Source organism: Nocardia cerradoensis NBRC 101014 (assembly GCF_000308535.1).
GTDB classification, from domain to species: Bacteria; Actinomycetota; Actinomycetes; order Mycobacteriales; family Mycobacteriaceae; genus Nocardia; species Nocardia cerradoensis.
In genome coordinates this window covers 1-12,635 of the sequence record NZ_BAFW01000215.1, presented here as the reverse complement: position 1 = coordinate 12,635, position 12,635 = coordinate 1, and the positions used below count along the sequence as shown (strand labels likewise).

Below are 12,635 nucleotides of genomic sequence, written 5' to 3'. Positions count from 1 at the left end.
GTCCTCGGTGTGCGGGCTCAGCAGCGTGGTGCTGCTGGCGCCGGACTGTTCGTGTTCGTGGCCGGGTGTGGGCAGGATGTTGTTGACCAGCCGTCCGCCCTGCTGGCCCTGCCAGCCGAACGGTTCGCCGGCGCAGCGGGCGAGCAGCAACAGGGCGATATCCAGGCGAAACGACGCCGGGCACGCCGGTTCGGCGGCATGGGTCCAGTCGGACGGCGTCGGTCCCAGCTCGTCGTCGCGCACCGGCAGACGGCCGATGATCGTCGCGCCGGCGGCGGTGTCGGGCGGTCGCAACGCGGTTCGCACCGCCGCCGGAAGGTCGGCGGCGAAGGCGTCGACGAGCCGGATCAATGCCGGATCGGAGAGGGTGCGCCGGATGGGGGCGGAGCCACCGGGTGTGCGGTCGAGTGTGATCGCGATCTCTTCGGCCGAACAGAACACGGCCGCCGCGGCCTCGGGCGGAAGCGTACGGCGGTCGATCGGTTCGGTTTCTTGGTGCTGGGGTGTCTTACGTTCGCGGAGAACGTTTTTCACCAGGAGTTCCCTTCCTCGCAATGGGGATGAAGCAGGTGGTGAAGACTCGGACTGCGAAGGTAGTCGCTCCGTTGATCTTAAGCAAGGCTTACCTAAAGTACGCCATTGGACATAGCGTTTCGGTATCGAACGGTTGCGGGGAAAGGTAGCTGATCGTATGCCGAGTCGGGCGGAGCGCACCGTCACGGTGCGTGCCATCCGTGCGCGAATCTGGATGATGGAGAGGTGCGTTCGACCATCCCCGGATTCCGGCCCCTCGCGTTCGCCGCTGTCGCGGCGGTCGCACTGCTGTCCGGATGTGCGGGAACCGATAACCTGCCCCCGATTCCGGACGGTTTCCCGCCCGGTGCGGGCAGCCCGGTTCCGCTGATCGACCTCGATGCGCCCGGCCGTAGTGCCGAACAGTTGCGTGGCTGGGCGGAAGGGCAGTCCGATGCGCTCGGCATCCCGACGGTCGCGCTCGAGGCCTACGGATACGCGGCCGAGGTCATGGACCGCTCGCGCCCCGACTGCGGAATCGGCTGGACGACGATCGCGGGCATCGCGCGGGTGGAGAGCAAGCACGGCCGCCACGGTGGTTCCGACCTGGATGCCGACGGTGAGGTCCGCCCGCCCATCCGAGGCATCCCCTTGGACGGATCACCCGGTGTCGCAAAGATTCTCGACGACGAGGCCACCGCACGCGCCGGCGCCCCGGTCTACGTGCGCGCCGAGGGGCCGTTCCAATTCCTGCCCGAGACCTGGCAGCACTGGGGTGTGGATGCCAACGGGGACGGCCGCGCGGATCCGGACAGCATCGACGACGCCTCGCTGACCGCCGCGCGCTACCTGTGCGCCAGCGGCGGCGATCTGCGTACCGCGCAGGGGTGGCAGAAGGCGGTGCTGACCTACAACCAGTCCACCACCTATATGGCCACGGTGCGCACGAAGGCGGCGGCCTACAGCGTCGGCCGCCGGGCCTGAGACCCGCCCCGCGCCCGCGCGCCCGCTTCGGCCCCGCCGCAATTCGTTGCGCGCGCGAACGACCGCGACCGGGCGCCCACCTGTGTCGTGCGTTCCCCACCGCACCCATTAGGCTCGCAGACGCACGGGCCCGCCGTGCGACCTGCTCATGGACGGCGGTGGGCAGGGCCCTGAATTGATTGCCAGCAGCCGAAGGAGTGTCGTTTCGTGGCCATCATCGAACAGGTCGGAGCTCGCGAGATCCTGGATTCACGCGGTAACCCCACCGTCGAGGTCGAGATCGCTCTCGACGACGGCACGCTGACCCGCGCGGCGGTGCCGTCCGGCGCCTCCACCGGCGAGCACGAGGCCGTGGAGTTGCGCGACGGCGGCGATCGCTACGGCGGCAAGGGTGTCCGCAAGGCCGTCGAAGGCGTGCTGGACGAGATCGCACCGGCCGTGATCGGCCTGGACGCGGTCGAGCAGCGCACCGTCGACCAGGTGCTGCTGGATCTGGACGGCACCCCGGACAAGTCCCGCCTCGGCGCCAACGCGCTGCTGGGTGTGTCGCTGGCGGTGGCCCGCTCGGCGGCCGAGTCCTCGGGGCTGGAGCTGTTCCGCTACCTGGGCGGCCCGAACGCGCATGTGCTGCCGGTGCCGATGATGAACATCCTCAACGGTGGCGCCCACGCCGACACCAGTGTCGACGTGCAGGAATTCATGATCGCCCCGATCGGCGCGCCGACCTTCCGCGAGGCGCTGCGCTGGGGTGCGGAGGTCTACCACGCCCTCAAGGCCGAGCTGAAGTCCAAGGGCCTGTCCACCGGTCTCGGTGACGAGGGCGGTTTCGCCCCGGATCTGGCCGGCGGCACCCGCGAGGCGCTGGACCTGATCGCCTCGGCGATCGGCAAGGCCGGCTACAACCTCGGCAGCGATGTCGCGCTGGCTCTCGACGTCGCGGCGACCGAGTTCTACACCGCCGGAACGGGCTACAAGTTCGAGGGCACCGAGCGCACCGCCGAGCAGATGGCCGAGTTCTACAACGACCTGCTGGGCGCCTACCCGCTGGTCTCGATCGAGGACCCGCTGTCGGAGGACGACTGGGACGGCTGGGTCGCGCTGACCGATCTGATCGGCGACAAGATTCAGCTGGTCGGCGACGACCTGTTCGTCACCAACCCGGAGCGGCTCGAGGACGGCATCGCCAAGGGCGCCGCCAACGCGCTGCTGGTGAAGGTCAACCAGATCGGCACCCTCACCGAGACGCTGGACGCGGTCGAGCTGGCTCACCGCAACGGCTACAAGACCATGATGAGCCACCGCTCGGGCGAGACCGAGGACACCACCATCGCCGATCTGGCGGTCGCGGTCGGCAGCGGTCAGATCAAGACCGGCGCCCCCGCCCGCAGCGAACGCGTCGCCAAGTACAACCAGCTGCTGCGCATCGAGGACGCGCTCGGCGATTCGGCTCGCTACGCCGGTGACGTCGCATTCCCCCGGTTCGTCTTCGAGGGGTAGTAGCCTCGACAACGGGTGTGGCGTGCGGGGCCGGTCGATACCGCGGCCGGTCACCGCACGAAACCGTTGCGCTGTGCGGTCGGATCGCAGCGCCGCTACGGCACGGATTTGCAGCACCGCTGCTGCACGGATTCGCAGCACCGCTGCGGAGGCAGGCGATTTCGAGGTGTGGGGATGACGGAGCGACGGGCGCGCGGCACCAGTCCGGCAGGACGCGGTGACCGCCGCTCGACGCGGTCTCCCCGACCCGAACGGGCCGCGAACGGCTCCACACGCACGTCCGCCGGCAAACGGGCCGCGCAACGTCGTCCGGCCGGTACGAAATCCGAACCGCGCACCACGCGTGCGAAGTCGAAGAAGTCCGAGGATCGCCACGATCACCGGATTCTGGGCTTGTCCACCGGGCGCGCGGTCATCCTGGCCGCGGTGTTGTGCGCGCTCGCGTTGACTCTCGCCGTCCCGATGCGCACCTATTTCAGTCAGCGTTCGGAATCGGTGCAATTGGCCGAACAGCGCCGCGATCTGGAAAACGATCTGACGCGGTTGCGCGACCGCCGCGCACAACAGGAAGATCCCGCCTATATCCGCTCCGAGGCGCGCGACCGGCTGCGGCTGGTGATGCCCGGCGACACCGCCTATATCGTCCAGGTGCCCGGGATCGAGCAGCCCGCGGTGCCGGTGCCGACGAGTCAGGCCCGCCGCCCCGATCCTTGGTACACCCAGCTGTGGCGCAGTATGTCCGAGCCGCAGCCCACCCCCACCACGCCGGCGCCCCCGCCGCCCCCTCCACCCGCGCCCCCGCCCCCGCCTGAAGGAGAACCCCGGTGACCGACCCCGCTACGCCCGAGCCTTCGTCCGGCGAGGCGGGTGATGAGCAGGGTGCGCCCGCGGAGGCTGATCTCGAGATCGTGGCCCGCCAGCTCGGCCGGGAGCCGCGCGGGGTGCTCGCCATCGCCTATCGCACGCCCGACGGCCAACCGGCGGTCGTGAAGACCGCGCCGCGGCTGCCCGACGGCACCCCGTTCCCCACGCTCTACTACCTCACCGATCCGCGCCTGACCGCCGAGGCGAGCCGCCAGGAGGCCGCCGGACTGATGCGCGGGATGACCGAACGCCTGGCCGCCGACCCGGAACTGGCCGCCGCCTACCGTGTCGCGCACGAGAGCTACCTGTCCGAGCGTGACGAAATCGAGTCGCTGGGAACGGATTTCAGCGGTGGCGGGATGCCGGAGCGGGTCAAATGCCTGCACGTGCTGATCGCACATTCGCTGGCCAAGGGGCCGGGACTGAATCCGCTCGGTGACGAGGCCGTCGCGCTGGCGGCCGATACCGGACTGCGCGGCACCGCGATTCCGCAGGACTGGCCGAAATACGAGCAGTATCAACCGAATACCGATGCGGGAGACAGTGATGAGTGACCGGGTCGCCGCCGTCGACTGCGGCACCAATTCCATCCGGCTCCTGATCGCCGATGTCGGCGCGGACGGCCACCTCACCGACGTGCACCGCGAGATGCGGATCGTGCGGCTCGGCAAGGGCGTGGACGCCACGGGTGAACTGAATCCGGAGGCGATCGAACGCACCCGCGTCGCCCTGCACGACTACGTCGACCGCATGATCGACGCCGGGGTCAGCCGGGTGCGCATGGTCGCCACCAGCGCGACCCGCGACGCCCGCAACCGCGACGACTTCTTCACCATGACCGGAGTGGAACTGGGCCGCGTGGTGCCCGGCGCCCAAGCCGAGGTGATCACCGGTGACGAGGAGGCTCGGCTCTCGTTCGCGGGCGCGGTCGGCGAATTGTCCAGTGCCGAAGGGCCGTTCGTGGTCGTCGATCTCGGCGGCGGGTCCACCGAGGTGGTGCTCGGCGACAGTTCCGGCGTGCAGGAGGCCTACTCGGCCGATATCGGCTGTGTGCGGATCACCGAACGCTGCCTGCACGGTAATCCGCCGACCGGTGAGGAGGTCGCGTCCGCGCGGTTCTTCGCCTCGCAGCAGCTGGCCCAGGCCTTCGGCGTGGTTCCGGTCGAGCGCGCCCGCACCTGGGTCGGCGTGGCCGGCACCATGACCACGATCGCCGCCGTCGCGCTGAACCTGCCCGAATACGATTCGGATCGAGTGCATCTGACCCGGCTCACGTTCGATCAGCTCCGCGAGGTCTGCCACCGCCTCATCGGGATGAACCACGACGAACGCGCCGCCCTCGGTCCCATGCATCCGGGCCGTGTCGACGTGATCGGCGGCGGTGCGGTCATCACCGAGGTGCTGGCCGACGAACTGGCGCGCCGGGCGGGGATCTCCGAGTTGATCGTGAGCGAGCACGACATTCTCGACGGTATCGCGTTGTCGATCGCCTGAGGGTACGGCCCCGCGGCGTTACCACATAGGTCCGGTCCCTCAGTCGTGATCGGCGCCTTCTGATGGTGCGGCCCCGACACCCCGCGTGATCGGCGATTCCCCCGATCGGCGTACCTCGTTGCTGGACAATTGCGTCTCATGAGCAGGGTGGAACCAGTCCCGGGCGAGCAGGCGTCGCCGGAGACGCGCACGATATTCGGCCATCCCATCGGGCTGGTCAACTTGTTCGGAGTGGAGCTGTGGGAACGTTTTTCGTTCTACGGCATGCTCACCATCCTCGGGTACTACCTGTACTACTCGCTGACCGACGGCGGGCTGGGGCTGGAGAAATCCACCGCGACCGGCATCGTCGGCGCCTACGGCGGGCTGGTGTATCTGTCGACCGTGCTCGGCGGCTGGCTGGCCGACCGGGTGCTGGGGATGGAGCGGACCGTCTTCTACGGCGGTGTCGTGGTGATGGCCGGGCATATCGCGCTGGCGGTGCTGCCCGGGCTGACCGGCGTCGGGGTGGGCCTGGTGCTCGTCGCGCTCGGCTCCGGCGCGTTGAAGGCCAACGCGTCCTCACTGCTGGGCACGCTCTACGAGAAGGGTGACCCGCGCGCCGACGGCGGTTTCACGCTGTTCTATCTCGGCGTGAACCTGGGCGCTTTCGTCGGTCCATTGATCACCGGGCTGCTGCAGACCCATCTCGGGTTCCACTACGGATTCGGGGCGGCTGCGATCGGCATGGCACTCGGACTCACCCAGTACGTGATCTTCCGGCGCAATCTGGGTACCCACGGGCGGGAAGTGCCGAACCCGTTGCCGCGCAGCCAGATCGGGAAGGTGATCGCCTTCGTGCTGGTCGTCGCGGTGGTGGTCGCGTTCGCGATGTGGACCGGGCTGGTCCGGTTGTCGAATCTGTCGTGGGTAACCACCGGCGTGATCGCGGCGGTATCGATACTCTATTTCGGATTGATGTTGACCAGTCCGAAAGTGGTTGCGGTGGAACGAGTCCGAGTGCGGGCCTTCATACCGCTGTTCATCGCCAACGCCGTGTTCTGGTCGCTGTTCCAGCAGATCTTCACGGTGCTGGCCGTCTACTCCGACGAGCGGATGAACTGGACGCTGTTCGGCTGGACCGCGCCGGCCAGCTGGATCGGCTCGGAGGAACCGATCTGGGTCATCGTGCTGTCGCCCTTGTTCGCGCTCATGTGGACCCGCCTGGGCACCCGAGCCCCCACCACGCCCCGAAAGTTCGCCTACGGCGTGATGGGGATGGGCGCATCGTTCCTCCTGTTCGTCCCCCTGGCCGCCTTCGACGACAAAACCGTTCCCGCCCTGCTCGTCTTCGTCATCCTGGCCGGCTTCGCCATCTCCGAACTCCTGCTGTCCCCGATCGGCCTCGCGGTTACCACTCAGCTCGCTCCCGAGGCCTTCCGAGCCCAGATGATGGCGCTTTACTTCTTCTCCGTCGGCATCGGCACCTCGATGTCCGGTGTCCTGTCCGGGTTCTACGACACCAGCCACGAAGTCGCCTACTTCGGCATCACCGGCCTGATCGCGATCGGAGTGGGAATCATCGTTTACTTCATAGCCCCGCAGGTCAGCCGCCTGATGGAAGGCGTGCACTGAGCAAATCCCCGGACAATTCCGAGACGGACGTACGACTTAGGTACGCTATCCCAGCCGCCCCCGTAGCCCAATTGGCAGAGGCAGCGGACTTAAAATCCGCACAGTGTCGGTTCGAGTCCGACCGGGGGCACCGAGAAGGTGCCCGGTGGGCAGCGGTTTTCGCTGGTTCCCGGTCTTCTCGGGCGGTCCGCAGACGATCAGAAGGCACGTCGACGTGAGGATGAGAGGCCGGCTCACTCCTGAGCAACTGCGCGGGGAGTTCAAGCTCGCGCTCCGAATCGCGCGTACGACAGGCGTCGTGTATCCGGACAATGGACTGGACAAAGTCGTCGAGGATGCGATCGGCGAAGTCGCGATGGGATGTCCCGATCCCGCGCCGGAACTGATCGCTGCCGCTGAACATGCCTTCGCCGGAATGCTCGACGGTTCGAACGCTGCGCGGGCGCGACAGGATTTATTGGACTGGTTCGATAGCCACTCGTGACGCTCCCTGTTCTGGGCGTGTGTACTGGCCGGGGCGGCCGCAGCCGGGACGCGGTGCTTAGAGTCCCCTGCGGCCCGCCGCCGACGAAGTGCCCTCAGGTGTTCTTGATGTTGCCGGCGTTGTCGACATCCTGGCCCGTGATGCGGGAGATCGACAACCGCATCACCTCTCGCATGTTCTTCACCGTCTCGATGTGGTCGGTGATCACCGCATCGATCGAGTTGTCGGTGCCCGTTGCTTGGGTGAGGAACTTCTGGCGTAGTTGTTCGGCCATCTCGAAATCGCCGAAGCCGACTACGTTTTTGGTCGCATCGACCAGTCGCAGCATATGGTTCAGCTCGTCGATGCGGTCGTTGCACGCTTTGAGGCATTCACGGGCTACGGCCTCGTCGGCAAGGTACAGTTCGCCCGCCTTGGCTTGGGCAGCGTGGCTTTGCCACGTCGTCAGGTCGTCACTCATTGCCGCTGTCCCCCTCGGCTATTCAGGCAGCTTCGGAACCAGCTGTCCGGCCACCTCTGTGAGTTTTCCGCAAGGGTCTGCGATCGGAGTGTCGTTGCCGGGCCAACCGAGCAACGTGATCTGCACGATCCCTTGCTTGTTCGGAAAAATGATGTCGCACTTCAGATCTCGCGTGGTGCCATTGACTCGGAACTGCTGACCGCTGCGACCGGCCACGGTCACGGGCGCGAAATCTGTGTTTTCGGGTTTGGCCTTGTAGTAGTCCACGCCCTTGGCAGTCGAATAGACCGTGAGCCCGTATTGCTTACCTTCCCATCCGCAGATCTTCCACCCGGACTGCTGGACGCCGGCAATGCCGCTGTCCTTGGTGGCGGGATCGACCCCCATCGCTTGGACCGTTGCCTGATCGAGGGTGCACGGGTCCCACAGGTCGGCTGCCTTGTCGGCGGTGGTGGTCGGTGTGCCTTCGGTGGTCGACGAGCACCCCGCCGCCGCCAGCGCCGCACAGATTGCCGCTGCTGCTATATATCGCCGCACTGATTCCCCTACATCGCCGGCCGGACACAGATCGGTCTGAACTATATGACGCACACCGGCGCCACGTGGTTCCGCCGTCGGACCAGCGAGGAAGCGAACAGCCTCATCGACGTCCCATCCGTGGACGATTGCGGCCAGCACAGCCGTCCGCCGTTCCCAGCTTCCGGCCTGGTCGGCGAGCTGGTCGGGGGTGAGTATATGTTCGAGCGCCTTCCGAATGGGCAGATCGGGATTCATCGGTCCGTACTCCTATGTAGGTCAGTCATGGGTTTGAGGACTTGGTTCCCTGAGGTGTCGGGCGCCCTCCGGCGGTGGCGGTGGACCTCGCGACGCGATGCAGTTGTCGGCAAGCCGCACGTGGGCTGGCAGGACGCAAGTGGGTGGGGCTGCTGGTTCGGCATGTGGGCGAGCGGCGGGTCGCGCCGGATTCTGGGCGATGCCGATCGGCCATGGCGGGCGGTGTAGTCCTCCGCACTCCTGTGAGAGCATCGCCGCTGCTGCCGAATTGGATGCTCGGCGGCGGTCTCGTCATCGTCGGGTCGCCCAGCGGGCGAAGGAGGGTCTTGGGTGGACGGTTTCCACGTCGGCGATCATCATCAGCGCGTTCAGGGTGAGGAAGTCGAAATGTTGGGTGGACGGGGCGATTACGGCTTCGGCGCCGGTGGCGCGGACCTGGTCGGGCAGGGGGATGTGGCTGGATTCCGGGGGCCAGACCAGGCGGTAGCCGAGGCGGGTGGCCAGGCGGCGTACTTGGGCGGTGTCCCAGTCCGGGGCCGTGGAGTCGGGATGGACCCAGCCGAGCGCGATCGGGTGGGCGGGCGTCACCGCTGGGAGTCCTTGCGGCGGCGTTCACCTCGCAGGGGTAGGCGCGCTAGGGCGAAGGTCAGTCCGAGCAGTGTTGCGACGAGCAGCAAAAGGACCCAGTCACAGCCTTTCATAACGCACCCCTCCATCCCCTCGGTCGGCAAGAGCGCCCACCGCCGAGGAGCCGGGGTTCGGCCGGCTACGGACTCGGCGATGGGGCCGTAGCTCAAGGTATGAGACGAGTCACGCGCCGTCTGTCCTGAAAGGACAAGCGCGACAGAGGAATGCGTGCGGGCTAGGCACTCGCGCGCAGCGCTCGCACTCAGAGGTTCGGGACCAGGTGTGCTGACCCAGCGCCTGGTTGGTGTGCGGACTTTGCGCTGCGAAACATTGCGCGGGGTCAGTGCCCGGACTCGGCGTTCGAACTCGAGGTGGGGACTCGACGCTCGGGCCCTGGCGTGCGGGGTTGCGCTCGGGCACCACGGCTTCGGTTGTCCGGTACTGGGTGGTGAATTTTTCGTGCAAACCGGCCTTGATTCTGCGGTTTTCTCGCATTCTTGCGGAGGTTTGCACGATCTGTTCACCCCATCGACGCTCGGACCCGCTGTGCAGCGACGGCGCGCGGGCTCGCGGCGTGGGTCCAGCCGTGCCGGGTCAGCGGCGGGGCTCGCCGGAGTCCGGGGCGATGCCGATCCGCCATGCCAGGCCGCGTAGTTCGCGGCCCGCGGCATCGCGGCGGGCGGAGCGGAGTTGGTCGGCTACCGCCTCACGGACGAAGACGTCTGCGTGAACGCGTTGGGGGGCAAGGCGTTCCGCTCGAATAAGGGTGGCGATTCCCTCGTCGCGCCGACGTCGATCGGTCAGTAGTGCTCGGCCTATTTCCATGTGGAATTCGGCTTGCCTCGAAGCACTCGGCACTGCAGCCACGTTCACCCGGTGAGCTCGCTCGACCAGCTTTGTGCCGTCGCCGAATTCGTTCCCGATCGTGGCCTGCCAGATCCCGACATTCGCGCGGCCGAAGAACATGTGGCCGAACGAGCCCACCTCGGTATCGAGGCGCCGAGCGATATCGTCGGCCTCGCCGAGGTGGGTTTCCGAGGTGTCGCGGTCGCCCTGCACCGCTGCTGCCAGGGCCGCGGACAGGTGAAGCATGCCGTAGGCCTGCACGACATCATCGTCATTCAGATGAGGTCGCAATTCGTCGGCCACGCGCACCGCGCGCCGATATTGTTCCGGCCGTGACAGTCCGCCTGTCGCGTCTCCGCGCAGCCACGCCGTGAATCCGTGCCACGCAGGCGATTCCAGAGCCACGGCACAGTGCTGTGCTTCTTTGGCTGCCAACAAGGGGAGGCCGCGGCCGCCGAGACGCTTACTCGTCCACATCGCCGCCGCGTAGCACCAGATCATCCCGATCAACGTTTCATGTCGATGTGCGGGAGAACGGACGTACACGGCATGTAGTTCACCGAGCAGCTGCGGCATCAACTCAGCCTGCGCGGCGTAATCCGCCGTGCTTTGGGACAGTTCGATCAGCCGCTGGATGTCTGCGGCGATAGCCGGCCACTCCCGCACCGGTAGCCCCGGGTCTTCACCGAGTTCGTAGATGTCGAGCACGTTCTCGATCGCGACCAGTCCGGCATAGGCCGCGTCATTGGCACTCGGATGCTCGGCTTGCCACGGCACCGGTGAGAACTCGCTCGGTGCCACACGCAATGCGGCCGCGATCGCCTCGAGGGTGCGCCGGTTCTCCAGCGACTTCTCGCCTCGCTCCAGCTTTCCGAGGTATCCGTAGGAGATTCCGGCGAGTCCGGCGGCGGCTTCGAGGCTCAGTCCGCGCCAGGCGCGGATTTCGCGGAGGCGGCGGCCGAGGTCGTTCGGCGGGATGCCGCTGTCGTCGTATTTCTTCCCCACACCCATGGTTACCACGCTACGACCGGCGGCTCGTTCGTGCAGCGAGACGGCTGGGATGCGGGGTGATCGTGAGGCCGTCTTTCGAAGTCACACGCGCACCACGGCTCCGGTGCTGGGTGGTGAATTTTTCGTGCAAACCGTCCTTGATTCTGCGGTTTTCTCGCATTCGTGCCGAGGTTTGCACGATCTGTTCACCCCATCCACAGGCTCGCGCTGATCCACAGGTTTGTTGTTCGCCCAGGTGAGCTTCGGAGTTCACTGTCGGCCGCGCGGAATCATCGGTGTCCGTGATTCGAACCAGGGCGGAGTTAATGCGCGAAGTTTCGGCGGCGGCGATTACCGCGCGCTGTCGCCGCGGGCACTATACGCGGGTGTTGCCGGGGATCTATGCGGTCGGGACGGTTACCCAGCGCACCAGGTGTGAGGCCGTGCTCGCGTGGTTGCCCGAGGCGGTGTTGAGTCATCGCACCGCGGCGTGGCTGTGGGATATGTTGCCGGAACCCGAATCGGTCGAAGCGACTGTGCCCCGGGGCCGGTATCGAGCTACGCCGGAGTGGCTTCGGTTGAGCCGCCGCGCATTACGACCCGATTCGATCGATGAGGTCTGGGGACTTCCCGTGACCACCCGGGCTCGCACGTTGCTCGACTGTGTGCCGATCCTGCCGGACGCGGAGGCGGGCCGCATGGTCGACAACCATGCCCGCGCGGCGGCGCCCGCGTTGTCGGGTCTGATCACCGGCAAGTACGGCTCGACAAAGTTGCGCGAACACTTGCGTTGCGCCGCATTCGATGCCGCCTCGGAGCCGGAACGGTTGTTCGCTCGCGCGCTGGCACGGCGCGGTCTTCATCTGCTGCCGAATCAGCCGATCGGGCAGTACGTGGGTGATCTCGTCGACGAACGGTCGCGAACGATCATCGAGATCGACGGACGTGAATTCCACAGTGATTCACAGACATTTCGTCGTGATCGGCGGCGTCAGAACGCGCTGTTGGACGCCGGATGGTTCGTGTTGCGGTATGCGGCCGCAGATGTGAACTCGTACCTCGATGCGTGCGTCGAGGAGGCCGCGCGGGTGATTCGACGCCGGCGCAGAAGCCGCAGATAGGAGCGCCCACCGCGCTACGCCTGCACGTCACCTCGATACCGCTGGTGATCGCGTCCTTGCCGACACCGGTGCCGAGGCTCGTTGGTGCGCCGGAACGCGCACACGATCCGCGGCGCTGTGCACAATCTCTCCGTTCGCGCCCGCGTGCGCGACTGCCCACGTATCCGGCGGCGGCTGCGGATACGTGGGCAACGGTGTGGCCGGGATCGCGGACGATCATCCGGCGACAAGCGACGTCGAACGCCCCTTCCAGACGAGCAGTCCGGCCTGGACGATGAAGAACACGCCTCCGCCCGTCGCGTAGACCGACAGCACGTCCAAACTCGGTGCGTCACCGAGGGATTGGCCGATGTAGAACAGGCCGACC

Annotated in this window: 12 protein-coding genes, 1 tRNA gene and 1 pseudogene; 9 read left to right on the top strand and 5 right to left on the bottom strand. The window is 66.9% G+C overall.

Features of this window, described 5'->3' with window-relative positions; genetic code table 11:
- Positions 1–534 (bottom strand): annotated as a pseudogene (locus tag ON23_RS38720) (TauD/TfdA family dioxygenase); the annotation flags it as partial.
- 225 nt (positions 535–759) lie between these two features.
- Here ON23_RS38720 and ON23_RS22780 point away from each other — a divergent pair.
- From ON23_RS22780 to ON23_RS38040, 8 genes are all read left to right on the top strand, one after another.
- Positions 760–1,497, top strand: coding sequence for a lytic transglycosylase domain-containing protein (locus tag ON23_RS22780; RefSeq protein ID WP_373282217.1), 738 nt, complete (start codon positions 760–762; stop codon positions 1,495–1,497).
- Positions 1,498–1,704: 207 nt separating this feature from the next.
- On the top strand, positions 1,705–2,994 hold the full coding sequence (gene eno / locus ON23_RS22775) for a phosphopyruvate hydratase (RefSeq protein WP_039780658.1): 1,290 nt from the start codon (positions 1,705–1,707) through the stop codon (positions 2,992–2,994).
- A 174-nt stretch (positions 2,995–3,168) separates the two neighbouring features.
- The gene (locus ON23_RS22770; RefSeq protein WP_039780667.1) at positions 3,169–3,822 is read left to right on the top strand and encodes an FtsB family cell division protein; all 654 of its coding nucleotides are present in this window, start codon (positions 3,169–3,171) and stop codon (positions 3,820–3,822) included.
- On the top strand, positions 3,819–4,412 hold the full coding sequence (locus tag ON23_RS22765) for a DUF501 domain-containing protein (RefSeq protein ID WP_083904180.1): 594 nt from the start codon (positions 3,819–3,821) through the stop codon (positions 4,410–4,412). The genes ON23_RS22770 and ON23_RS22765 overlap by 4 nt, the downstream gene beginning before the upstream one ends.
- Positions 4,405–5,352: a Ppx/GppA phosphatase family protein gene (locus ON23_RS22760; protein WP_039780657.1), complete on the top strand. Its 948-nt coding sequence runs from the start codon at positions 4,405–4,407 to the stop codon at positions 5,350–5,352. The genes ON23_RS22765 and ON23_RS22760 overlap by 8 nt, the downstream gene beginning before the upstream one ends.
- 138 nt (positions 5,353–5,490) lie before the next feature.
- Positions 5,491–6,966, top strand: a complete 1,476-nt coding sequence (locus ON23_RS22755) for a peptide MFS transporter (RefSeq protein ID WP_039780656.1) — start codon at positions 5,491–5,493, stop codon at positions 6,964–6,966.
- Positions 6,967–7,022: 56 nt separating this feature from the next.
- Positions 7,023–7,096, top strand: a tRNA-Leu gene (locus tag ON23_RS22750).
- A gap of 15 nt (positions 7,097–7,111) precedes the next feature.
- Complete coding sequence (locus tag ON23_RS38040; protein ID WP_157170266.1) at positions 7,112–7,450, top strand: hypothetical protein; 339 nt, start codon at positions 7,112–7,114, stop codon at positions 7,448–7,450.
- A 94-nt stretch (positions 7,451–7,544) separates the two neighbouring features.
- Here ON23_RS38040 and ON23_RS22740 read toward each other — a convergent pair whose 3' ends face one another.
- From ON23_RS22740 to ON23_RS22725, 4 genes are all read right to left on the bottom strand, one after another.
- Positions 7,545–7,910, bottom strand: coding sequence for a hypothetical protein (locus tag ON23_RS22740; RefSeq protein WP_051043128.1), 366 nt, complete (start codon positions 7,908–7,910; stop codon positions 7,545–7,547).
- Between the two features lie 18 nt (positions 7,911–7,928).
- Positions 7,929–8,684 (bottom strand): DUF3558 domain-containing protein, encoded by a 756-nt coding sequence (locus ON23_RS36085; RefSeq protein ID WP_051043126.1) that lies wholly within the window; start codon positions 8,682–8,684, stop codon positions 7,929–7,931.
- Between the two features lie 291 nt (positions 8,685–8,975).
- Complete coding sequence (locus ON23_RS22730) at positions 8,976–9,272, bottom strand: hypothetical protein (RefSeq protein ID WP_039780655.1); 297 nt, start codon at positions 9,270–9,272, stop codon at positions 8,976–8,978.
- A gap of 633 nt (positions 9,273–9,905) precedes the next feature.
- Positions 9,906–11,168: a helix-turn-helix domain-containing protein gene (locus tag ON23_RS22725; RefSeq protein WP_051043123.1), complete on the bottom strand. Its 1,263-nt coding sequence runs from the start codon at positions 11,166–11,168 to the stop codon at positions 9,906–9,908.
- A 275-nt stretch (positions 11,169–11,443) separates the two neighbouring features.
- Between ON23_RS22725 and ON23_RS22720 the strand changes: the two genes are divergently transcribed.
- Positions 11,444–12,268 carry a DUF559 domain-containing protein gene (locus ON23_RS22720; RefSeq protein ID WP_039780654.1) on the top strand — a complete coding sequence of 275 codons (825 nt, stop codon included), beginning with the start codon at positions 11,444–11,446 and terminating at the stop codon, positions 12,266–12,268.
- Positions 12,269–12,635 lie beyond the last annotated feature (367 nt).